General features: G+C 69.1%; 20 protein-coding genes. 14 read left to right on the top strand and 6 right to left on the bottom strand.

The features are described 5' to 3' along the window. The first annotated feature begins 9 nt into the window (after positions 1 to 9). The 7 genes from J2852_RS13395 (at position 10) to J2852_RS13365 (ending at position 7,976) form a co-directional block, all read left to right on the top strand. Positions 10 to 579: a phage connector family protein gene (locus J2852_RS13395; RefSeq protein WP_209876186.1), complete on the top strand. Its 570-nt coding sequence runs from the start codon at positions 10 to 12 to the stop codon at positions 577 to 579. After that, positions 579 to 2,474, top strand: coding sequence for a phage tail protein (locus J2852_RS13390; protein WP_209876185.1), 1,896 nt, complete (start codon positions 579 to 581; stop codon positions 2,472 to 2,474). The genes J2852_RS13395 and J2852_RS13390 overlap by 1 nt, the downstream gene beginning before the upstream one ends. Further along, positions 2,474 to 3,220 carry a hypothetical protein gene (locus J2852_RS13385; protein ID WP_209876183.1) on the top strand — a complete coding sequence of 249 codons (747 nt, stop codon included), beginning with the start codon at positions 2,474 to 2,476 and terminating at the stop codon, positions 3,218 to 3,220. The genes J2852_RS13390 and J2852_RS13385 overlap by 1 nt, the downstream gene beginning before the upstream one ends. Before the next feature lie 348 nt (positions 3,221 to 3,568). Continuing rightward, positions 3,569 to 5,599 (top strand): glycosyl hydrolase family 28-related protein, encoded by a 2,031-nt coding sequence (locus J2852_RS13380; RefSeq protein WP_209876181.1) that lies wholly within the window; start codon positions 3,569 to 3,571, stop codon positions 5,597 to 5,599. After that, on the top strand, positions 5,596 to 7,119 hold the full coding sequence (terL, locus tag J2852_RS13375; RefSeq protein WP_209876179.1) for a phage terminase large subunit: 1,524 nt from the start codon (positions 5,596 to 5,598) through the stop codon (positions 7,117 to 7,119). Before J2852_RS13380 ends, terL begins: the two co-directional genes overlap by 4 nt. A gap of 51 nt (positions 7,120 to 7,170) precedes the next feature. Continuing rightward, on the top strand, positions 7,171 to 7,482 hold the full coding sequence (locus tag J2852_RS13370) for a hypothetical protein (protein WP_209876177.1): 312 nt from the start codon (positions 7,171 to 7,173) through the stop codon (positions 7,480 to 7,482). Continuing rightward, a complete protein-coding gene (locus J2852_RS13365) occupies positions 7,479 to 7,976 on the top strand; it encodes a cell wall hydrolase (protein ID WP_209876175.1) in 498 nt (165 codons plus the stop codon). Before J2852_RS13370 ends, J2852_RS13365 begins: the two co-directional genes overlap by 4 nt. A 35-nt stretch (positions 7,977 to 8,011) precedes the next feature. Here the strand turns inward: J2852_RS13365 and J2852_RS13360 are convergent, their stop codons facing one another. Continuing rightward, on the bottom strand, positions 8,012 to 8,227 hold the full coding sequence (locus J2852_RS13360; protein ID WP_209876173.1) for a hypothetical protein: 216 nt from the start codon (positions 8,225 to 8,227) through the stop codon (positions 8,012 to 8,014). Between the two features lie 239 nt (positions 8,228 to 8,466). Between J2852_RS13360 and J2852_RS13355 the strand changes: the two genes are divergently transcribed. From J2852_RS13355 to infC, 5 genes are all read left to right on the top strand, one after another. Further along, positions 8,467 to 8,844, top strand: coding sequence for a DUF952 domain-containing protein (locus J2852_RS13355; protein WP_209876171.1), 378 nt, complete (start codon positions 8,467 to 8,469; stop codon positions 8,842 to 8,844). Continuing rightward, positions 8,841 to 9,926 carry a quinone-dependent dihydroorotate dehydrogenase gene (locus J2852_RS13350; RefSeq protein ID WP_209876169.1) on the top strand — a complete coding sequence of 362 codons (1,086 nt, stop codon included), beginning with the start codon at positions 8,841 to 8,843 and terminating at the stop codon, positions 9,924 to 9,926. Before J2852_RS13355 ends, J2852_RS13350 begins: the two co-directional genes overlap by 4 nt. 11 nt (positions 9,927 to 9,937) lie before the next feature. Further along, positions 9,938 to 11,167: an EAL domain-containing protein gene (locus tag J2852_RS13345; protein WP_209876167.1), complete on the top strand. Its 1,230-nt coding sequence runs from the start codon at positions 9,938 to 9,940 to the stop codon at positions 11,165 to 11,167. Between the two features lie 96 nt (positions 11,168 to 11,263). Beyond that, entirely contained in the window at positions 11,264 to 13,228 is a 1,965-nt protein-coding gene (thrS, locus tag J2852_RS13340; protein WP_209876164.1) for a threonine--tRNA ligase, read from the top strand. Between the two features lie 84 nt (positions 13,229 to 13,312). Further along, positions 13,313 to 13,840, top strand: coding sequence for a translation initiation factor IF-3 (gene infC / locus J2852_RS13335; RefSeq protein WP_209876481.1), 528 nt, complete (start codon positions 13,313 to 13,315; stop codon positions 13,838 to 13,840). Positions 13,841 to 13,989: 149 nt separating this feature from the next. On the opposite strand, the gene J2852_RS13330 is transcribed toward infC, so the two are convergent. After that, positions 13,990 to 15,096: a CocE/NonD family hydrolase gene (locus J2852_RS13330; RefSeq protein WP_209876162.1), complete on the bottom strand. Its 1,107-nt coding sequence runs from the start codon at positions 15,094 to 15,096 to the stop codon at positions 13,990 to 13,992. A 156-nt stretch (positions 15,097 to 15,252) separates the two neighbouring features. On the opposite strand from J2852_RS13330, the gene J2852_RS13325 reads away from it, so the two are divergent. Further along, positions 15,253 to 17,055, top strand: coding sequence for a transglycosylase domain-containing protein (locus J2852_RS13325; RefSeq protein WP_209876160.1), 1,803 nt, complete (start codon positions 15,253 to 15,255; stop codon positions 17,053 to 17,055). Positions 17,056 to 17,062: 7 nt separating this feature from the next. Here the strand turns inward: J2852_RS13325 and J2852_RS13320 are convergent, their stop codons facing one another. Both J2852_RS13320 and J2852_RS13315 read right to left on the bottom strand, forming a co-directional pair. Beyond that, positions 17,063 to 18,076, bottom strand: coding sequence for an SH3 domain-containing protein (locus J2852_RS13320; protein WP_209876158.1), 1,014 nt, complete (start codon positions 18,074 to 18,076; stop codon positions 17,063 to 17,065). 8 nt (positions 18,077 to 18,084) lie between these two features. Beyond that, complete coding sequence (locus tag J2852_RS13315) at positions 18,085 to 19,248, bottom strand: hypothetical protein (RefSeq protein WP_209876156.1); 1,164 nt, start codon at positions 19,246 to 19,248, stop codon at positions 18,085 to 18,087. A 288-nt stretch (positions 19,249 to 19,536) separates the two neighbouring features. Between J2852_RS13315 and J2852_RS13310 the strand changes: the two genes are divergently transcribed. After that, positions 19,537 to 19,875, top strand: a complete 339-nt coding sequence (locus tag J2852_RS13310; protein ID WP_209876154.1) for a ribbon-helix-helix domain-containing protein — start codon at positions 19,537 to 19,539, stop codon at positions 19,873 to 19,875. An 18-nt stretch (positions 19,876 to 19,893) separates the two neighbouring features. Here J2852_RS13310 and J2852_RS13305 read toward each other — a convergent pair whose 3' ends face one another. Beyond that, a complete protein-coding gene (locus J2852_RS13305) occupies positions 19,894 to 20,769 on the bottom strand; it encodes a TIGR01459 family HAD-type hydrolase (protein ID WP_209876152.1) in 876 nt (291 codons plus the stop codon). 21 nt (positions 20,770 to 20,790) lie between these two features. Next, entirely contained in the window at positions 20,791 to 22,029 is a 1,239-nt protein-coding gene (locus tag J2852_RS13300) for a glycosyltransferase family 4 protein (protein ID WP_425514376.1), read from the bottom strand. Between the last annotated feature and the right edge of the window lie 42 nt (positions 22,030 to 22,071).

The following is a 22,071-nucleotide window of genomic DNA, read 5'->3' as shown; positions in this document are numbered from 1 at the left end:
GATCATCCGATGGCACTGACCGCGATCGGGCTGTGCAGCCGCGCGCTCATCAAAATCGGGGCGACGGCGATCACCGCCTTCGACGAGGGCACGGCCGAGGCGGAAGTCGCGGCCTCCCTCTACGGGCCGGCGCGCGACGCGCTGCTGTCGGCCAACGCCTGGAGCTTCGCCACCCGGCAGGCCACCCTGCCGAGGCTGGCTGAGGAGCCGGTGGCCGACTACGCCAACGCCTTCCAGCTGCCGGCCGATTTCCTGCGGGCGCTGGGGGCGGGGGGAAGCGGGCGAGGTCGGGGGCTGGAGTACCGCATCACCGGCCGCACGCTGCACGCGGCGCCCGACACGCTGGTGCTGACCTACGTCGGCCGCCCGGCGGAGGAGGACTTTCCGGCCTTCTTCGACCAGGTGCTGATCGCCCGGCTGGCGGCGGAGTTCTGCATCCCGCTGACCGAAAATTCCAGCCGGGCGGAGCTGCTGTCGCGGCTGGCCGAGACGGAATTCCGCCGCGCCCGTCTGATCGACGCCCAGCAGGACAGCCAGCCGGGGTTCGAGGACTTCACCCTGATCGACGCGAGGGCGTGATGAGCCGGGTCCGTCAGGTCAAGACCAACTTCACGGCGGGCGAGATCGCCCGCCGGCTGCTGGGGCGCGGGGACCTCCGCGCCTACGACAACGGGGCGCTGTCCTTGCGCAACCTGTTCATCCACCCGACCGGCGGGGTGACGCGCCGCTCCGGCCTCGCCTTCGTGGACGAGGCGCGGGGCAACGGGCGGCTGGTGGCGTTCGAGTTCAACTCGGAGCAGACCTATCTGTTGGCCTTTTCCGAGGGGAAGATCGACGTCTATGAGGACGACGGGCGCGTCGCCACCGTGGACGCCCCCTGGACCGCCGCGCAACTGACGCAGATCACCTGGACGCAGAGCGCCGACACGCTGCTGGTCTGCCACCCGGACGTGACGCCGCGCAAGCTGACGCGCAGCGGGGCGACGGCGTGGAGCCTGTCCGACTGGTCCTACGTGACCGAGGACGAGCGGGTGCGCATGCCCTTCTACCGCTTCGGCGATCCGGAGGTGACGCTGACCCCGTCCGGCACCACGGGGGCGATCACCGTTACCGCCTCGGCCGCCGTGTTCGACCAACGCCACGACGGGTGCCGCATCCGCATCCAGGGCAAGCAGCTGCTGGTCACGGGCGTCGTCTCGGCCACGCAGGTCAACGCCACGGTGAAAGAGGCCCTGCCCAACACCAACGCGACGGTGAACTGGGACGAGCAGGCCTTCTCGCCCTTGCGCGGCTGGCCGGTGTCGGCGGCCTTTCACCAGGACCGGCTGGTCATCGGCGGGTCGCGCGACCTGCCGAACCGGCTGTGGCTGTCGCGCTCGGCGGACCTGTGGAACTTCGACCTGGGCACCGGCAAGGACGACGAGGCCATCGAGTTCGGCATCCTGTCGGATCAGGTCAACGCCGTCCGCGCCGTGTTCTCCGGCCGCCATCTGCAGGTCTTCACCTCCGGCGCCGAATACATGGTGTCGGGCGATCCGCTGACGCCGCAGAACATCCAGGTGAACCGGCAGACGCGCATCGGCTCCCCCGTGGACCGGGCCATTCCGCCGCGCGACGTGGACGGCGCCACGCTGTTCGTCTCGCGCAACGGCAAGGAAATCCGCGAGTTCCTCTACACCGACACCGAGGCCGCCTATCAGGCCAACGACCTCGCCCTGCTGGCCCGGCATCTGGTGGCGAGTCCGCGCGATCAGGATTACGACCAGAGCCGGCGGCTGCTGTTCGTCGTCATGGGCGACGGCTCGCTGGGCGCGCTGACCGTCTACCGGATGGAGCAGGTGACCGCCTGGACCCGGCTGGAGACGGACGGGGCGGTGCGCTCCGTCGCGGTGGTCGGGGACGAGGTCTACGCGCTGGTGGACCGCGCCGGCACCTGGACCATCGAGCGGTTTGACGACTCGCTGAACCTCGACTCCGCGCTGGTCGGCGATCACGACACGGCCACGGCGGTGTGGTCGGGGCTCGACCATCTGGAAGGGCGCAGCGTTGCGGTCGTGGCCGATGGCGTGGTGCGGCCGAACGTAACCGTGCAGGCGGGCAAGATCACGCTGAACCCGCCGGCCAAGCGGGTCGAGGCCGGGCTTTCCTACACTCATCTGGTGGAGCCGCTGCCGGCCAGCCTGCTGGGGCAGACGGGCGGGGCGGACGTGGTCCGCCTCGTCGCCGTGACCTTCCGGTTGGAGGACACGGCGGCCCTGCGCGCGGATCTGGGGCGGGGGCTTCAGGACTTGCCGCTGCACCGGGCCGGGCCGCAGCCGGCGGGCGGCGTGCCGCCGCGCGTGTCGGGCGACCGCAAGCTGCGGGCGCTGGGCTGGCGGCGCGACATCGACCGGCCGCTGTGGCGCATCCAGCAGGACGCGCCGCTGCCCTTCACGCTGCTCTCCGTGACCATGGAATTGAAGGTGAACGACTGATGGGTGGAATCACTCCCCTCTTTACGACGGTCCTGCCGGCCGCCAGCTCCCTCGTCAACGGCGTCAACCGTTTCGGTGGTTCGGCGGCCAACGGTTCGGCGGCCAGCGCGCAGCAGGACGCCGCGCGCCTGGAGGCCGAACGGCAGGCGCTTGAGCGCAAGTACCAGGAGGAGCGCGGCGCCGAGGAACGGCGCTACACCTACGAACAGCAGGGGCGCCAGGAGCAGGCGCGCGCGCAGCAGGACGCGCAGGCCCGCGAGTGGGCGCGCCAGGACGAGCTGCGCCGGCAGGAGCTGGAGCTGCAATACCGGAAGGACGAGCAGGCCCGCGCCCGCGAGATGGAGTGGCTGAGCCGTGGCCAGAATCAGGCGGGCGGGGACCTGCGCGCCAATCAGGAGGCGGCCTTGCGCGCCCAGGAGGCCGACGCGCAGAACCGGCTGGCCCAGCTGGCCGCGACGGCGGAGGCCGACGAGAAGCGGCGCGTCGATGCGCTGCGCCGGACCATGGCGCGCACCCGCGCGGCCATGGGCGCCAACGGCGTCAGCGCGGCCGACGGTTCCGGCGAGGCGATCCTGCTGGGGCTGGTCAACGACACCGACAGCGAACGCCAGGACGCGCAGAAGCTCGACCAGATCAAGCGTCAGGCGATCCAGCAGGAGGTGGACAGCGTCCGCCGCCGCAACCTGCTGGAACAGGCGCAGCTCGCCGAGCGGCAGAGGTTGGAGTTCCTGAGCAAGTTTTACTGAGAGAAGGGCTTTTGCCACAAAGACACGAAGACACAAAGACCGTCACGAAGGAGTTCGGCGCATCCCGCATCTGCGGGCGGCGTCGGCGCGTCTTAAAGCGAACTGTCGTTCGCTTTAGATTCACATGGCCTCACTTGCCGGCCGGGCTTCGGACGCATGAGCGTCCGGGCCCGCCGTCGCGGTCCAAAGCGGATTGAAATCCGCTCTAGTGAAATTCTTTGTGTCTTGGTGGTGAATCCCCGGCTCAGCGACACCTTTCCGGCCTTGCGGCCGCCCCCTCATCCCAAACCCTTCTCCCGCACCGGGGAGAAGGGCTTTTTGCTTTGGGGGTCATTGCGGGAGCCTTCCATGCCCACCCCGATCCAGATCCCGCGCGGAAACCCGCGCGTGCAGTATGTCGCCGACGGCGCGCAGACCGCCTTCACCTTTCCGTTCCCGATCTTCGCGGCGGAGGATTTGCAGGTCTTTCTGGGCGCCGCGCTCCAGTCCACCGGCTACACGGTGGCGGGGGCCGGGGCGATGGCCGGCGGGACCGTGAGTTTCGACACGGCGCCCGCTGCCAACACGGCGGTGCTGCTGCGCCGCCGCCTGCCCATCGAGCGCACCAGCGATTTCCTGGAAAGCGGCCCGCTGCCGGCCTCGTCCCTGAACCGGGAGTTCGACCAGCTGACCGCCGCGCTCCAGCAGGTGGCCGGCGATCAGGAACTGATGCTGCGCTACGCGGAGACCGACCTTCCGGCCTCCAACCTGCTGCCGGCGCGGGCGGCGCGGGCGGGGAAGCTGCTGGCCTTCGACAGCGCGGGCAGCCCGACCGTCCGCCCGCCGGTGGACGAGGAGGCGCTGTCCACCTACGTCCCGCCCGGCGCTGGCGCGGTCAGCCGGCCGGTGCGCGACAAGCTGGCCGACAGCGTGTCGGTGAAGGATTTCGGTGCGGTCGGCGACGGTACGGTGGACGACACCGTGGCGATCCAGGCGGCGCTGACCTCGGCCAAGGCGGTGTACGTGCCGCCAGGGACCTACCGGATCAGCAACACGCTGACCGTGGCCTATGGCAAGACGCTGGTCGGGGCGGGGCAGTCGTCCGTCATCGCGGGCGCGTCCGGGGCCTTCGACCTGATCCATCTGCCGGACGGCTACGCCACCGTGGCGCGGCTGCGGCTGGAGAACGGCCGGGCCGGGGTGCGGCTGTTCGGGCGCGACGGACCCTGCGTGCAGAACACGCTGGCGGACCTGACGCTGTGGGAGGCGCGGTATGGGCTGGTGCTGGACGGCTACGACGATCCGAACCGCCCCTGCTACTGGAACCATGTCGAGCGCGTGCTGGTCGCGCGGCCCGCCGTGCACGGCGTCTGGCTGACGCGCAGCGGGGCGGGCGACACGCCGAACGCCAACCGCTTCACCGGCGTGCGCGTCTACTCGCTCTCCGCCCCCATCGAGGGCAGCGGCTTCTATGTGGAGCAGGGCAAGTACAACAACGCCTTCGTGGACTGCGAGGCGAACCTGTCCACCATGGCGGAGGCCTGCTTCCGCGTCGGGGCGAACACCGACAAGACGCTGTTTGTGAACGTCTACGCGGAATCGCTGGGCGCCGTGCCGAACGTCCAGCTGGACGCGGGGTCGACGGAAACGGCGATCCTGAACCTGCTGTCCATGTCGGCTGGGCCGGCGATCCACGACCTGTCGGGCGGGCAGTACACGGCGCTCAACGCCGGTTATCCGGACAAGAACCGCCTCCAGCGCAGCCGCGTCACGCAGCTGACCGTCGAGGCGTTGCGCTTTGACACCGACTATGTGGAGCCGGAAGGCGGCGGGCTGGTCGAGCTGGATCTGTCCAGCTCCGTCTATTTGGTCAGTGCCTACGGCGGCGACGTGGAGGCGCGGCTGCCGGCGGCGGGGGCGGCCAACGGGCATTCGGTCACCATCAAGCGCACCGACGCCTCGGCCCACGTGCTGTCGGTGACGGAGGACGGTGGCCCGGGGCCAGATGGGCGCAAAGTGGCGCTCGGTAACCGCTACGACTTCGTCACGGCGGTGTCGAACGGCGCCAACTGGTGGATCGTCGGCGGCAACAGCCTGCCGGGCAACGCGCACCATCACGACAAGCCCGGTCTGTTCGAGCCGGACCTGAACCAGTCGCTCTATCTGGTCAGCGCCTATTCGGGCGCCGTGACCGTGCGCCTGCCGGCGCCCAGCGCCGCGCACGCGGTCGGGCGCACGGTGACCATCAAGAAGTCGGACGTTTCCGGCAACCCGGTCACCGTGACCCGGCAGGGCGGCGGCGGGCCGGACAACGAGGCCATCGCGCTGACCGGCTACGGCCACGCGCTGACGGTGATGTCGAATGGCGCCGGCTGGCATGTGGTGGGGCGGAACCCGTGACGGAAAAACCCAGAAAGGGCTTCTTCGCGTTCGTCCACGACTGGAACAAGCTGTCGGAACTCGCGACGCCGCGCCATCACCGGAAGATCGCGCTGTGGCTGGAGCGGCAATGCGCCGGCCCGGAAAAGCGCATGCTGCTGATGGCCTTTCGCGGGGCGGGCAAGTCGTCGCTGGTCGGGCTATTCGCGGCGTGGCTGCTGTACCAGGACCCGAACCGGCGGCTGCTGGTTCTGGCGGCGGACATGAAGCTGGCCAAGAAGATGGTGCGCAACGTCAAGCGGATCATTGAACGCCACCCCGACACCAAGGCGCTGAAGCCCCCGGCGAAGGAGCGCGACCAGTGGGCCGCCGACCAGTTCACGGTCCTCCGTCCGCAGGAACTGCGCGACCCGTCGATGATCGCGGCGGGCATCGGCGGCAACGTCACCGGCAGCCGCGCCGACGTGGTGATCTGCGATGACGTGGAGGTGCCGCGCACCGCCGACAGCGCGGGCAAGCGGGCATCCCTTCGCGAGAAGCTGTCGGAGATCGAATACCTGCTGGTGCCGGGCGGCGTGCAGCTCTACGTCGGGACGCCGCACAGCTACTACTCCATCTACGCGGGCGAACCGCGTGAGGAGGTGGGGGAGTTCCGCCCCTTCCTCGACGGCTTCGAACGGCTGGTCCTGCCGGTCTACGAGGAGGGGGCGGACGGCAAGCGCGTCTATGCCTGGCCCAAACGCTACGACGAGGCGCACGTCAACCGCATCCGCAAGGCGACCGGCCCCAACAAATTCACCAGCCAGATGCTGCTCCAGCCGGTGAACGAGGCGGACGGGCGGCTCGACCTGGAGAAGTTGGGCCGCTACGACGCGGAACTGGACTACCGGGAATCGCTGGGCAAGGCGGTGCTGACGTTGGACGGGGTGCGGCTGCTGTCCGCGTCCTGCTGGTGGGACCCGGCCTTCGCGCGGCCGGCGACGGAGGGTGGGAAGCCCGGTGATTCCAGCGTCGTCGCCGTGGTCTTCGGCGGGGATGATGGGCGCTTCTACCTGCACCGGGTGCTCTACCTGCGGGTCGATCCGAAGCAGGAGGTGAACGAGGCGGAGCAGCAGTGCCGTCAGGTCGCCCGCTTTCTGGAGGAGCACCACCTGCCGTCCGTGCATCTGGAGACCAACGGCATCGGCAAGTTCCTGCCGGGCCTGCTGCGCGACGCACTGAAGAAAGCGAATGTGGCGGCTTCGGTCATCGAGCAATCGAGCCGCACGACGAAGTCCGGCCGCATTCTGGAGGCCTTCGACGCGATCCTCGCCGGCGAACGTCTGCTCGCGCACGCCAGCGTGTGGAGCACGCCCTTCGTCCGCGAGATGCGCGAGTGGTCGCCCGACGCCGCCTACAAGGGCCGCGACGACGGTCTCGACGCCGTGGCGGGCTGCCTGCTGAGTGAACCGTATCGCTTTGACCGGGCGCCGTCGCCCGAACGCCGCCCCGACTGGCGGGCCACCGCCCCGGTGGTCGCCCCGGCGGAGTGGGATGTGTAGGGCGGGGCTTCGGCTCCGCCTTTTTCTTTTGCCTTTATCCGGAGAACCCCAATGCACGAGACCATCGATGTGGCCTGGTGGATCACGGCCGTGGAGCTGCCCGTCATGGGCGGGCTGTTCTGGCTGATCGCCCGGCTGCGCAAGGACGCGGAAACCGCGCTGGAGACCGTCCGCGCCCGCGCCGAATCCGCCCAGGCGCAGGTGCGCGAGAGCCTGGCCGCCTACAAGCTGGAGGTCGCCAAGACCTACGTCTCCTTCTCCACCTTGAAGGACGTGGAGCAGCGCCTGACCGACCATTTGCTGCGCATCGAGAACAAGCTGGAAGGCGGCTGCATCTCCTGCGCCGAGGGAGGTCGGCGATGAGGGCGCGCGCGCTCAAACCCGAACCGGACGCCGCCAACAGGACCAACGTCGCGCCCGCCGCCTTATCCGATGACGCGGTGGACACGCTGGCCCGCACCCTGTGGGGCGAGGCGCGCGTGGAGCCCGTGCGCGCGATCGAGGCGGTGGCCGCCGTGGTGATGAACCGCGTCCGCCGGGCGCGGGAACGCGGCGGCTGGTGGTGGGGCGGGGACGTGGTGTCCGTCTGCCGCAAGCCGTTCCAGTTTTCCTGCTGGAATCCGGACGACCTGCGCCGGGCGGATCTGCTGGCCGTCACGTCCGCCGATCCGGTCTTCGCCATCTGCCTGCGCACCGCGCGGCGCGCGGTGGCCGGCCTGCTGCCGGATCCGACCGAAGGGGCGACGCACTATCACCGGGCCGGAATCGATCCCTCCGTCTCCGATGTCTCGTGGGCGCGGGGGCGTTGCGCCTGCGCGGAGATCGGGGGGCTCCTATTCTACAACGACGTGGAATGAACCGCTGTCGCCGGAAAGGATCGGGGGAGGGAGGCTCAGGCGGCTTCGTTGATCATCGCCAGATAGATCTTCCAGGCGGTTTCGACCGACACGCCGCCGGCGCGCGAACCGGCGGCCAGCATCACGGCGGTCGGTTTCAGCGGGACGGGGGTGTGGCTCGGCTCGCTGAGCGTGCCGCGCGCCGCAACCGAAGAGTCGAGCGTGTGCTCGGCGGTCGGACGTTCATTCAGCGTCATGGCGAGAGCGTTCATGGTGGGTCCTCCTTTGGTCCCACTAACACAGCAAACCCGATGCCAAAGCGTGGTGACCTTTTGTTGTGCTGCCGTTTCCTTGCGGTTGCAGGGTTTCCCAGGCCGGCGCGGCGGCCGGAAGCCGGTGGATATGTGCAAAATGCCGTCCAGCGCCCGAGGACGCGTTTGCAAAATGCGAAGCATCCGGCGACGTGACCCGCCTTTCGGCTCCGATTGCTTTCGGGTAATGTCCGGACGCCATGACCGATCGGATCATCTTCCATATGTGCCGGGCCGAGGAGTGGGAGCGGGCGCTCTCCACCGGCTCCTACCCTGGTTCGTCGCAGGACGCGGCGGACGGTTTCATCCACTTCTCCACGGGGGCCCAGGTGGAGGAAAGCGCCGCCAAGCACCGCGCCGGGCAGGACGGGCTCGTCCTGCTCACCGTGGACGGTGACGCGCTGGGTGAGGCCCTGTGGTGGGAACCGTCGCGCGGCGGCCAGCTGTTCCCGCACCTCTACGGCGCGCTACCGGTCGCCGCCGTCCTGCGCGCCGACCCGCTGCCGCTGGGGCCGGACGGCCGCCACATCTTCCCGCCCGATTTCAAGGCCCCGAATTTTAAGGACATCGCCCCGTGATCGACCTGTTTCCCGTCGTCGGCCCGATCCTGCGCAGCCTCGATCCGGAGACCGCGCACGGCCTGACCGTCAAGGCTCTCCTCATGATGGAGAAGGCCCCCGCGCTGATGCCGGGTGGTGGGAAGGACGATCCCATTCTGCGAAGCCGGGTGTTCGGGCTGGACTTCGCCAATCCGGTCGGGCTCGCTGCCGGCTTCGACAAGAACGCCGAGGTGATCGATCCCATGCTGCGCCTGGGCTTCGGTTTCGTGGAGGCGGGCAGCGTCACGCCGCGCCCGCAGTCCGGTAACCCCAAGCCGCGTCTGTTCCGCGTGCCGGAGCAGGGTGCCGTCATCAACCGCATGGGCTTCAACAACGAGGGGCTTGATGTCTTCGCCCAGCGGTTGGAATGCCGGCTGGCGAGTGGCCGCAAGGCGCCGGGCATCGTCGGCGCCAACCTCGGCAAGAACAAGGACACGGCCGAAGCCGCCGACGACTATGTTCTGGGCGTGAAGCGGGTTGCCGCTCTGGCCGACTATCTGGTGGTCAACGTCTCCTCGCCCAACACGCCCGGCCTGCGCACCTTGCAGGGGCGCGACCCGTTGCGCACGCTGCTCGGCCGCGTGCTGGACGCGCGGGCGGACTGCAAGCTGTCGAAGACTCCCCCCGTCCTGCTGAAGATCGCCCCCGACCTGACGGACGAGGACAAGGCGGACATCGCCGCAGTTGCGCTGGAGTCGGGCATCGACGGGCTGATCGTCTCCAACACCACCATCGCCCGCCCGGCCGAAATTCCGGAGCCGCTGCGGTCGGAGGCCGGCGGCCTGTCGGGCAAGCCGCTGTTCGCGCCCTCCACCGCCGTGCTGGGGGAGATGTACCGGCTGACCGGCGGCAAGCTGCCCCTGGTCGGGGCCGGCGGTATCGCGTCCGGCGCCGACGCCTACGCCAAGATCCGCGCGGGCGCCTCGCTGGTGCAGCTCTATTCCGCGCTGGTCTATCACGGGGCGGGGCTGGTGGGGACGATCAAGACGGACATGGCCGCGCTGCTGCGCCGCGACGGGTTCGCATCGCTGGCCGATGCGGTGGGCGCGGACCACCGGTAAGGCGCGGGCGCATGACGATCCTGACCCACCTCGTCTACGCGCTGGCCTACATCGTCACGGGCGTTTCCATCGGGGCGACGCTGCCCTACATGCGGCCGGAGTCGGACGCGCTGACCGGGTGGCTGGTCGGCGCCGTCATCGTGCTGACCGGCGGCCTGATCCACGAGGCGGTGACCCGGCTGGAGCGCGAGCGCACCGCCGCCCGCCGCGTGGAGTCCCTGGAGGAAACCGTCGAGTCCCTGACCCAGGAGGTGGCCCGCCACCGCGCGATCATTGAGGAGACGCGGGGTGCCGGCGGCGGGCTCGCCAACTACGACACGGTGGTGCAGGAGGTGAAGCTCCTGCAATCCTTGGTCAGCCGCCTGACCGAAAAACGCCGCCCGTCCGCCGAACCGCCGCGCCCGCCAGCCGCCGCTCCGCGCAAGACGGTGGAAAGCGGCGCGCCCGTCGTCGCCCCGCAGGCGCCGCAAGCGGCGGCGACCACAAGCGCAGTGCCGCGCCCGATGGACGACGCGCTGGTGCTGGAGGCGGTGCGCGACGCGTTGCGGGCTGACCGCATCGACATCTATCTCCAGCCCATCGTCAGCCTGCCGCAGCGCAAGCACCGTTTCTACGAGGTGTTCTCGCGCGTGCGGGCCGGCGACGGCGCGCTGATCATGCCCGACCGCTATCTGGACATTGCCGAACGCGAGGGGCTGATCGCCACCATCGACAATTTGCTGCTGGTCCGCTGCATCCAGCTGATCCGCGAGACGGAGCGGCGCCAGCACGCCATTGGATTCGTCTGCAACATCTCGGCGGCGACGCTGAGCGACGCCGATTTCATGAAGCAGTTCCTCCAGCTGATGGCGCAGAACCAGGCGCTGGTGCCCAAGCTGGTGTTCGAGCTGAGCCAGCACGACCTGCGGGCGGGCGGGGCGGTGACCATGGGCATCCTGTCGCAGCTGGCGCGGCTGGGCTTCCGCTTCTCCATGGATCAGGTGGCCGATCTGGACATCGACGTGGACGCGCTGCTGCGCCACGAGTTCCGTTATCTGAAGCTGGACCGCGGGCTGGTGCTCGACCCCGACATGGCGCCGCGCATTAACGACCTGCGCCGCAAGATCGAGGGCGCACCTATCGACATCGTCGTGGAGAAGATCGAGACCGAGAGCCAGCTGATCGAGATCCTCGATACCGGCTTCGACTTCGGCCAAGGCTACCTGTTCGGGGAGCCGCGCCTGTCGCGCAAGCCCATTTGATGGTGCGAAACCGGGCCCGCCGCCCTTGACAGGGACGGCATTCCCATTAGAAGTTTCGCCTTCCGGCATTGGTCCGGTGCAACGCAACACAGTTTCATGGTGACTTCGGTGACGTCCAACATCGCCATCACGTTGCCCGACGGCAGCGTGCGGGAGTTCGACCGGCCGGTGACGGGGCTTGAGATCGCTTCGTCCATCGGGCCGCGCCTTGCCAAGGATGCGCTTGCCGTCAAGATTGACGGCGAGGTGAAGGACCTCACCACCACCGTCACCACCAACGCCAAGATCGAGATCGTCACGCGCAATCACCCCGATGCGCTCGACGTGATCCGCCACGACGCCGCCCACGTGCTGGCCGACGCCGTTCAGAAGCTGTACCCCGGCACGCAGGTCACCATCGGCCCGTCGATCGCCAACGGCTTCTATTACGACTTCGCCCGCGATGAGCCGTTCACGCCCGACGATCTGGAGAAGATCGAGGCGAAGATGCGCGAGATCGTGGCGAAGGACGTGCCCATCGTCCGCGAGGTGTGGAACCGCGACGACGCGGTGACCTACTTCAAGGACCTCGGCGAGCATTACAAGGCCGAGCTGATCGAGGCCATCCCGCAGGGCGAGGCGGTCAGCGTCTACCGGCAGGACGACTGGCTCGACCTGTGCCGCGGCCCGCACGCGCCGACCACCGGCAAGGTCGGGCAGGGCTTCAAGCTGATGAAGGTGGCCGGCGCCTACTGGCGCGGCGACAGCCGCAACCCCATGCTCCAGCGCATCTACGGCACCGCCTGGCGCGACGAGAAGGAGTTGAAGGCCTACCTGCACCAGCTGGAAGAGGCCGAGAAGCGCGACCATCGCCGCCTGGGCAAGGAGCTGGACCTCTTCCACATCCAGGAAGAGGCGGTCGGGTCGGTGTTCTGGCACCCCAAGGGCTGGACGCTGTTCCGCACGCTGGAAAACTACATCCGCACCAAGCTCCAGGCCGCCGACTATGTCGAGGTGAAGACGCCGCAGCTGATCGACAGCTCGCTGTTCAAGGCGTCGGGCCACTGGGACATGTACGGCGACAACATGTTCAAGGTCGAGGCGGACGGCGGCGAGAAGCAGCTGGGCGTCAAGCCGATGAACTGCCCCGGCCACGTGCAGATCTTCAAGCACGGCCTGCGCTCCTACCGCGACCTGCCGATCCGCATGGCGGAGTTCGGCGCCTGCCACCGCAACGAGCCGTCGGGCGCCCTGCACGGCATCCTGCGCGTCCGCGCCTTCACCCAGGACGACGCCCATATCTTCTGCACGGAAGATCAGGTGCCGACCGAGGCGGCGGAGTATTTCAAGCTCCAACTCGGCGTCTACAAGGATCTGGGCTTCGACCAGATCAACGTGAAGCTGGCGCTGCGCCCCGACGTGCGCGCGGGCACCGACGACGTGTGGGACCGCGCCGAGAACGGCCTGCGCCAGGCGCTCCGCTCCGCCGGCCTGGAGTTCGAGGAACTGCCGGGCGAGGGCGCCTTCTACGGTCCGAAGGTGGAATTCCACCTGACCGACGCCATCGGCCGGACCTGGCAGTGCGGCACGCTGCAGCTCGATTTCGTGTTGCCGGAACGGCTCGACGCCACCTACATCGGCGAGGACGGGTCCAAGCACCGTCCGGTGATGCTGCACCGGGCCATCCTCGGCTCGCTGGAGCGTTTCGTCGGCATGCTGATCGAGCATTACGCCGGCAAGTTCCCGATGTGGCTGGCCCCGGTCCAGGCGGTGGTGTGCACCATCACCAACGAGGCCGACGGCTACGCGGCGGAAGTCGCCAGCCTGCTGAAGCGCAAGGGGATCCGCGCCGAACTCGACGTCCGCAACGAGAAGATCAATTTGAAGGTGCGCGAGCACAGCCTTCAGAAGGTCCCCGTGCTGGTCGTGGTGGGCAAGCGCGAGGCGGAGGAGCGGACGGTCGCGCTCCGCATCCTCGGTGGTAAGGATCAGGAAGTTCTTGCCCTTGACGCCGCGCTCAATAAACTATCTGACGAGGCGAGGTCCCCTGCGGGCCCCGCCGTCTTCGATTCGCCGTTTTAACCGACCGCACCGTCGGGCGGACCCTTCCTCAGGGAGGCCGCGCCCCGGTGGGTTTCTAGTCATGGAGAAGCGTCCATAGCCAGGATTCCGTCCGAAGCCGCTCCGACCCGCGATGGACCGCGGGTGAATCGGGAGATCACGGCACGCTCCGTCCGTCTCGTCGGCGCCGATGGCGAGATGGTGGGCGTCGTTTCGTTGCGCGATGCGCTGCTTGCCGCCGAAGATGCGGGTCTCGACCTCGTCGAGATCGCCCCGCAGGCGGAACCGCCTGTCTGCAAGATCCTCGACTACGGCAAGTACAAGTTCGAGGCGCAGAAGAAGGCCAACGAAGCGCGCAAGAAGCAGAAGATCATCGAGGTCAAGGAGATCAAGCTCCGGCCGAACATCGATGACAACGACTACGACGTGAAGATGCGCGCGGCCCGCCGCTTCCTTGAGGACGGCGACAAGGTCAAGGTGACCATGCGCTTCCGCGGGCGCGAGATGGCGCACCAGGATCTCGGCATGAACGTGCTGGTCCGCGTGCGCGACGAGCTGGATGAACTGGCGAAGGTCGAGCAGATGCCCAAGCTCGAAGGCCGCCAGATGGTGATGGTCCTGGCCCCGAGGTGAGTCTCGGGGTCATGCGACCGCCTCTTCAAAAAGGCCCGCCGTAACCGGCGGGCTTTTTTGTTGGCTGATGACGTTCGTTGTGCTGGCGGCGTCCGTCGGTCTGGCCGTCTGGTGGGTTCCCGGCGGCTTTCGCGTGACGCCGCCCCGCCTTATTGCGGCAAATCGTTGAGGTGGACGACGCGGCATTGGGTCTTGGCGAACTTGGCGCAGCCTTCCAGGACGGCGGCCCGCGCCTCCTCCTCCGTGCGGCGGCCGGTGCGCCAACTGTAGGCACCGTCGCCGGACACCGCGAAGGCCTTGTTGGGCGCCGCCGCCAGATAGTCCTGGAAGGCCGCGCGGGCGCGCTCGGACAGGCCGGGCGGAGGCTCGACCTTCGGCAGCGCGATCAGGGTCTTGCGCGGGGTCAGCCCCTGCTCGGCCAAGAACTGGTCCACATAGGGCGTCCAGTGGGGAATGCCCGCCCCGGAGAACAGGTTGTGCCCGTCCTCGCCGAAGGCCGGGGCGGCGACGAAGCGGGCCTTGCCGCCGGCCTGGGTGAAGGCCGTCACGAACTCCTTCGCCAGGGGCGGCGCGAAGTAATGGTCGTTCTCCGTGTAGACCCACAGCGTGGGCAGGCGGGAGGTCTTGCCGAAGCGCCCGAAGGCGCCGATCAGGGCGGAGGGCGTGCACACCTCGTTTTCCGCCAGGGAGCCGCGACCGCCCGCGAAGCTGATCGCCGCGACCAAGCCGGGTGGCGGGTCGGCGGTCAGCGCCACAGTGGCGAAGCCCCCGGCCGACTGGCCGACGCTGATGATCCGCTTGGGATCGGTGTAGGGCCGGCTTGCCATGTAGCGGATGGCTTGGCGGATGTCCTCGGCGCTGCGCTCGCCGGACTGGACGTAATCCGGGCTCTTACAGGGGCCGCTGCTCTCCGCGTACTCGCCCTCCGACCCGCCGTAGCCGCGCCGCATGACGATCAGCACCGCCCAGCCGCGCCGGGCGAATTCGCGGGCCTGCGGCACGTAGGTCAGGGGCGTCATGGTCTCGCGCCGGGCGGCGTCGCGCGGAGCGCCGTGGTTGATGATGGCGATGGGGAAGGGGCCGGGACCGTCCGGCCGAACCACCAGCCCTTCCAGCGTCACCGCCCGGCCGCCGAACAGGCCGGCGAAGGTGGCCGGCACGCGCACGGCCTCCTGCATCAGCCCGTCGGCCCACGCGACGGAAGGTAACGCGACGGCCAGAACCAAGAACAGTCCCGCCAGAAAACGCGCAAGCATGCCGGCCTCACTCGAAAGACAATGTGCCTAAGTGGTAGGCGCGCAACCGGCGCGGGGCAAAGGGCAAAACGGCCGTCATGAAATTAGGTGGTATAGGATTGTGCACGGACGGCGGCGGGCCGACCTGTGGCGCGTCTCGCGCTCAACGAACGGCCTATGCCCCGACCTTCCTCCCTCCGCCGCATCGCTCTTTCGCTGACCCTTGGCCTGTCGCTGCTGGCCGCCGCTCCCGCCCAGGCGGTGGAGCTGTTCGGCGAGCAGTTCCGCACCGTGGACGACGTGCTGGCCCACAACCGGGGGCAGGGGGTGCGCTTCCTCGACCGGAAGGGGCGCTTCATCGGCTCGGCCGGGGAGGCCTACGGCGACACGCTGCCGCTGGAGAAGCTGCCCAAGCATCTGATCCAGGGGCTGATCGCCAAGGAGGACCGGCGTTTTCTGGAGCATGACGGCATCGACTACCAGGGGTTGGCCCGCGCGCTGGCCGTGGCGGTGACCTCCGGACGCTTCAGCCAGGGCGGCAGCACGCTGACCCAGCAGACGATGAAGATCATCTTCCTCAACGACTACGACCGCTGGTCGCGCAAAGCGTACGAGCTGTACAGCGCGAACGACTTCGAAGAGAAGATCGGCAAGAAGAACGTCCTCTATCTCTACCTGAACCGCGCCTATTTCGGGTCCGGCGCCTATGGCGTGGATGCGGCGGCGCGCGTCTATTTCGGCAAGCCGGCGACGCAGCTGTCGTTGAAGGAATCGGCGATGCTGATCGGGCTTCTGCCGGCGCCGTCGCGCCTCAACCCCTTCGCCGACATCGAGAAGGCGGAGGCGAAGGCGGCCATCGTGCTGGACGGCATGGCCGATGCCGGCTTCATCACCAGACGCACCGCGGAGCTGACCAAGCGCCAACGCCCTATGCTGGCCGTGGCGAACAAGGCGGCGGCGCAGGCGACCGGCCATTTCCGGGGAACCGCCAAGGCCCGTTTCGACCGCTTCGCCGGTGATCGCTACGCCGACGCGACGCGCCCCGGCCCGACCTTCACCGCGCGCACCACGCTCGACCGTGATCTCCAGGCCGCCGCCGTCCGCAGCGTGGACAGTGTGCTGAAGCGGCGGGAGAAAGCCACCGGAGACGCGGAGGTCGCGCTGGTCGCGCTGGACGGCGACGGCGAGATCCTGGCGATGGTCGGCGGGCGCGACTTCGCGGCCCGGCGCGACCACTTCAACCGCGCGATCCAGGCAGAACGGCAGCCGGGCTCGGCCTTCAAGCTGTTCGTCTTCCTGGCGGCGCTGGAACGGGGCATGACGCCCGGCTCGGTCGTGGACGGTTCGCGCATGGAGTTCGCCGACGGCCGGGCCATCCGCAACTTCGACGGCAAGTATCCGGACAAGCTGACGCTGGCCGAGGCCTTCGCCCACTCCACCAACACCGTCTCGGCTCGGCTGACTCAGGGCCATGCGAGCGAGGTCGTCGCCGTCGCTAAGCGGCTGGGCATCGAATCGCCCTTGGAACCCGACCTCGGCCTCGCGCTGGGGGTGAGCGAGACGACGCTGCTGGAGCTGACGCAGGCCTACGCGGCGGTCGCCAACGGCGGGCTGAAGGTGAACGCGCATCTGTTCCAGCGCATCGCCGACCCGCGTGGCCGCGAGATCTACAGCTATGGCCGCCGTGCGCCGGAGCGGGTGATCGACCCGCAGCACGCGGCGGCCATGAAAACCCTGCTGGCCGGCGTGATGAAGGAGGGCACCGGCAAGCTCGCGCGCGTGCCCGGTGCGGCGGGCGGCAAGACCGGAACCACCAACGACTATCGCGACGCTTGGTTCGTCGGCTTCGCGAACGGGATGACGGTGGGCGTGTGGGTCGGCAACGACGACAACAAGCCCATGAAGGGTGTCAGCGGCGGCAACGTGCCGGCGGAGATCTGGCGCGCCTTCATGACCCAGGCGGCGAAGGCGAAGCGGTGACGGAAACTCAGCGCTTCGCCGCGCCCAGCAGCGCGGCGCCGACGTAGCCCAGCGCGCGGCCCCGGCGGCCCACCTTGTACCAGCTGCCGGACACGCCCATGACCGTGACGGTCTCGCCATCCTCCAGCACGTCGCGTACCTTGGCGTCGCAGGCCGGGGCGACGCGCAGGTTGGCGTCGGCCAGCACCCGCGCGGTCGTGCCGACGGCGATGGAGGGGCGCCGGTTCTCCGGAATATCGTCGGGCAGCGCGCAGCCGCGATCCTCCTTCGAGGCCTTGGCGTAGGAGCCTTTGGCCGGCGCCGTGTCCGTCAGCAGCTTGGCCGACACGTAGCCCAGCACCGTGCCGCCGCGCGCCACGCGCACCCAGCCATCGGGCGCTTCGCCGACGACGTCCAATTTCTCGCCGTAGCTCAGCGCGTCCACCGCGCGGGCGGAGCGGGTGGGGCCGGTGCGGACATACACATCGTCCTTGACCCAGACCGTGCGTTGGCCGGCTTTCGGTTTTCCGGTCTGCGGTTCTTCGGCCTGGAACTTTTCCGGTTCCGGCGCGGGCTTTACGGCGGCGGGCGGCGGCTCAGCCTCCCGTTCCGGTTTGCGCGGGGGCAGCGGTGCTGTGATGGCCGCCACGTCGGCGGGCGCCACTTCGGCGGGCGGGGGCGCGGCCGGTTCCGGCTTGGTTGGTGGGATCACCGTCGCGGGCGCCGGCGGCGGGGCCGAAGGGGGCGGTGGTGCCTCCACAATGACCGGGATGGGCTTCGGCGGGGCCGGCGGCTGGCCCGGCACCGTCACGGGCGACAGCGGCACGGGCACGACCGGGGCGGGCCGCAGCGCGTCCCTCGCCTGCGGCGCGTTCTTGGCCGGTCCACCAACCGGGGCCAGCTTGGGCAGCACGGCGTTTGGCGCGGCGCGCGGGGTGAAATGCTCCGGCTCCTTGCCCGGCTGGGCCAGAGCCTCCGGCATCAGCGGCAGCAGCAGCGCCAGACCGGTGAGGAGCCTCCACGGCAGCTTGTGACGCCGCATCGGGTGCCTCAATCCAGTGTGATGCGCGCGATCAGCGTCGGCAGCGTCTGGCAGCGGAACAGCCCATCCATGGTCTGGTGCTCGGTCAACCGCAGGGTCAGCACGCAGCCGTAGGAGTTCACCGTCAATTCGGTCTGGGCCAGCGTGCCGACGGCGACGGACGGCTTGGCGATGCTGTAGCCGGGGGCGCCCATGCGGCCGGCGACGGCGCCGTTGACCGCGTTGAAGGACTCGATCTCCAGCGTCAGCGGGCCGAGGTTGTGCAGCACCGTTTCGGAATTGCCGTCCTCCTTCGTGGCGAACAGCAGCACGGGCAGCGCCTTCTTGCGGGCCAGCCAGTCCTTCAGCGCGAGGTTGGCGACGACCGGGTCGCGGCTCTGCAACGCCGCCTCCATGGCGATCTGGCGCAGCGCGGGGTCGTTGCCGCCCAGCGCCGCCTCGTAGGCCGCCAGCCGCGCCGTGCGGTCGCTGCCCAGCAGCTTGCCGCGCAGGTCGGTCACCTGGGCGACGCGGGCTTCGACCAGACGGCGTTCCCGGTCGGCGCGCTCGGCCTCGGCCTTGGCGGTCGCCGCCTGCTGGGCCATCAGCTCTTCCTCGCGCTGGCGGCGGGCCTGTTCCTCGGCGATGCGCTGCCTGGCGTCGCGGTCGATCTGCTCGCGCAGCTTCTTGGCTTCTTCCGAGCCCGCCACGACGGTGCGGCCGGGCAGTTCGCCGGCCGGCTTGCCGACGCCCTCCATCACCTCGGGGTTCTGCAGCTCGATCCGCAGCGTCCAGCCGGTGCCGGCGCGGGTGGCGAGCGCGGTCGCGGTCAGCGTCTTTTCCAGGCTGGTGTCGGCGGCCGGGCGGATGAAGGTGACCGGCCCTTCGCGGCTTTCCACGGTGAAGGTCGGCTTGGCCAGTTTCAGGCGCGCGCTGATCCGCGCGGCGGCCCGTGAATCGGGATCCTTTGGGGCGGGCTTGCCTTCGGGGACAGGGGCCGGCATCGGCTCGACCGTTACGTCCTGCACGGTCCACAGTGGCGGAACGAGGCGGGCGACCTCGGCACGGATCTGGTCGGCCGGGAGCTGGCTGGCCGGAGCTTCGGCCGCGCGCGTGGCGCCGGCCGCCGCCAATCCGGCCGTCAGCACCACCGCGAATCGCCAAAGACTGCGCCTGCCGGCCGGCCGCACCATACACTCGCTCTCCACCGGAAATCCCCAGATGAGTCCGTGCCCAGATGAGCATCTTTGGGGGCACTGGTATAGCGAACGACCCCAGATGTGAAGCGGGTTTTGCTGGGCGGGCGGTGGGATTTTCCGGGCCGGCCGGCTGCGCGTCCGGGGTTTTGGCGCCGCGCGCCGCGACCCCCGGTCGAAATTGGCTTGGAGCGCACACGCCGCTTGCAATATCTTCATACAAATGGATGTATGTACGCCGCAAAGGCGAATGGTTTTCTGCAACGGCTGAGGATCAGGCGGCACATGGCGCGTGAAGGCAGAAACAAGGAAGGGCCAGTCCTGGTCTGCCGCAACGTGAAGGTGAGCGGCCGGCGCACCAGCCTGCGCATGGAGCCTTACATCTGGGACTCGCTGAAGGAAATCTGCGAGCGTGAGGAACTGAGCCTCAATCAGATCTGCACGGAGATCGACCAGCGGCGTGGCGAGGCCAACCTGACGGCCTCCATCCGTGTCTTCATCGTCAGCTATTTTCGCAACGCCATCGGCAGCCAGGGCTTTTCCGAGGACGGGCCGTCGCCCATCCTGCGCAAGGCGATGGACGACGCGATCCCCCTCTTCGACGACGAAGACCAAGCCTCCTGAGATCCCGTCGTCCTGGGATCACCAGCGCAGGCTGGGCAGCGCGTAGGTCGGGCGGTGGCCGTTGGCCTCGGCCGCCGCGGCCAGCCTGACCGGATCGACCGCCTCGCCCCAGGCGCCGCCCAGCTCCTCCTTGTGAATGCCGCAGGTGACCAGCGCCACGTCGATGCCGGCGGCGTTGGCCCCCGCCACATCGGTGCGCAGGCTGTCGCCCACCGCCAGGATGCGGCGCTTGTCGGTGATGCCCATCAGCGTCAGGCAGCGGTCGTAGACGGGGGCGTGCGGTTTGCCGTGCCACGCCACGTCGCCGCCCATCGCCTCGTAACGCTGGGCCAGCGTGCCGGCGCAGATGACCATCTGCGGACCGACCATCACGATCAGGTCGGGGTTGGCGCAGATCATCGGCAGGCGGCGGCGAGCGCAGGCCTCCAGCGCCGGTTCGTAGTCCGCCAGACTCTCGCTGAAATCCACGATGCCGGTGTTCATCACAAAGTCGGCCTCGTCCGGCGACGGCACGGGCGTGTAGTCGAGCCCCTGATAGACGTCCACGTCGCGGTCCGGGCCGATGTGGTAGAGCCGCCGGCCGAGCGCCGCGTGCCACGCGTCGTCGCGCTGGCGCAGAGCCTCGTAGGTCGCCTCGCCCGAGGTCATGACGTGGTGGTAGCGGTCGCGCCCGAGGCCCATGCCCTCCAGCTTGGCGATCACGCCGCCGGTGCGGCGCGGCGCGTTGGACAGCAGGCAGATGACCTTGTCGGCCGCCTTCAGCCGTTCCAGGCAATCCGCCACGCCGGGATAGGGCTGTTCGCCGTCGTGGATGACACCCCACAGGTCGAGAATGACCCCGTCATAGCGGTCGATCACGGAGGCGATGCCGGGAAGCTGGGCGATGTCGGTCATGATGTCCGGAAGTCTTGAGGCTTAGCGGGCGTTTTGGCGGGGGGCGGGCTCGGCCAGCAGCTCGGCGTAAACGGCGAGCGTGTCGGCGCACATGCGCTGCTTGGTGTAGCGGTCGGCGACGAAGGCCTGGGCGCGGGCGCCGATGGCCTCGCGCTGCTCCTGCGTCAGGGACAGCGCCTCGTCCAGCGCCTTGGCCAGCGCGTCGGCATCGTCCGGGGGCACCACCCAGGCGGTCTCGCCGGGGATGACGGTTTCCTGATAGGCGCCGATGGAGGTGATGATCACCGGCTTGCCCATGGCCTGCGCCTCGACGATCACGCGGCCGAAGGCTTCCGGCTCGCGCGAGGCGGAGACGACCACCGTGGACAGCAGGTAGGCGGCAGCCATGTCGCTGCAATGGTCGGTCATGAGCACCGCACCGGCGAGGCCGGCGCGCTTGGCACGCTCCTCCAGCTCCTGCCGGTAGCCGGTGCGGCCCTGGTCGGAGCCCACCAGCAGGGCGCAGACGTCCTTGCGGCCCAGCTTCTCCAGCGCCTCGATCAGCACGGTCTGGCCCTTCCAGCGGGTCAGGCGGCCGGGCAGCAGGATGATAGGCTTGTCGTCGGGAAGGCGCCATTGCCGCGCCAGCTGGATCATGCGGGCCGAGCTGACCCGGTCCGGCGAGAAGACGAACGGGTCGATGCCACGGTGGATGGTGCGGATGCGCGCCGGATCGACGTCGTAGCTGTCCAGGATGTGGCGGCGGATGAAGTCGGAAATGGCGATGATCCGCTCGCCCCGCGCCATGACCGAATTGTACCAGCGCTTCAGCCCGCTGTTGAAATTGTAGGGGGCGTGGAAGGTGGTCATGTAGCGGGCGCCGGTGCGCTGGCAGGCCATCCAGGCGCTCCAGGCCGGCGCGCGGGAGCGGGCGTGCACGATGTCCACGCCCTCCTCCTTGATGATCGTCTCCAGCCGCTTGGCGTTCTTGCGGATCACCAGCGGGTTCTTGGAAGCCAGCGGCAGGGTGATGTGGCGGATGCCGGCGCGGTCCAGCTCGCGCACCATCTGCCCCCCCTGCGACGCCACCAGCGGCACGCCCCCGGCGTCGGCCAGGGCCAGTGCCATGTCGATGCAGCCGCGCTCCGCCCCGCCGGTGACCAGGGTCGGCACCACCTGCAGCACCACCGGCGGCTTGGGCCGCCCGGCAAAGCTTGGAGCCGGGCCATGGCCAGGGGCCGGGTTGCGCGTGGCATCGTCAGTGTTAAGGTGGGCGTCCAATTCCATATCCGTGCACTTCATCCTACCGTCCAGGCCACGAGG

This window comes from Azospirillum soli, assembly GCF_017876165.1.
GTDB lineage: Bacteria > Pseudomonadota > Alphaproteobacteria > Azospirillales > Azospirillaceae > Azospirillum > Azospirillum soli.
This window is presented reverse-complemented; position numbering and strand designations above follow the sequence as displayed.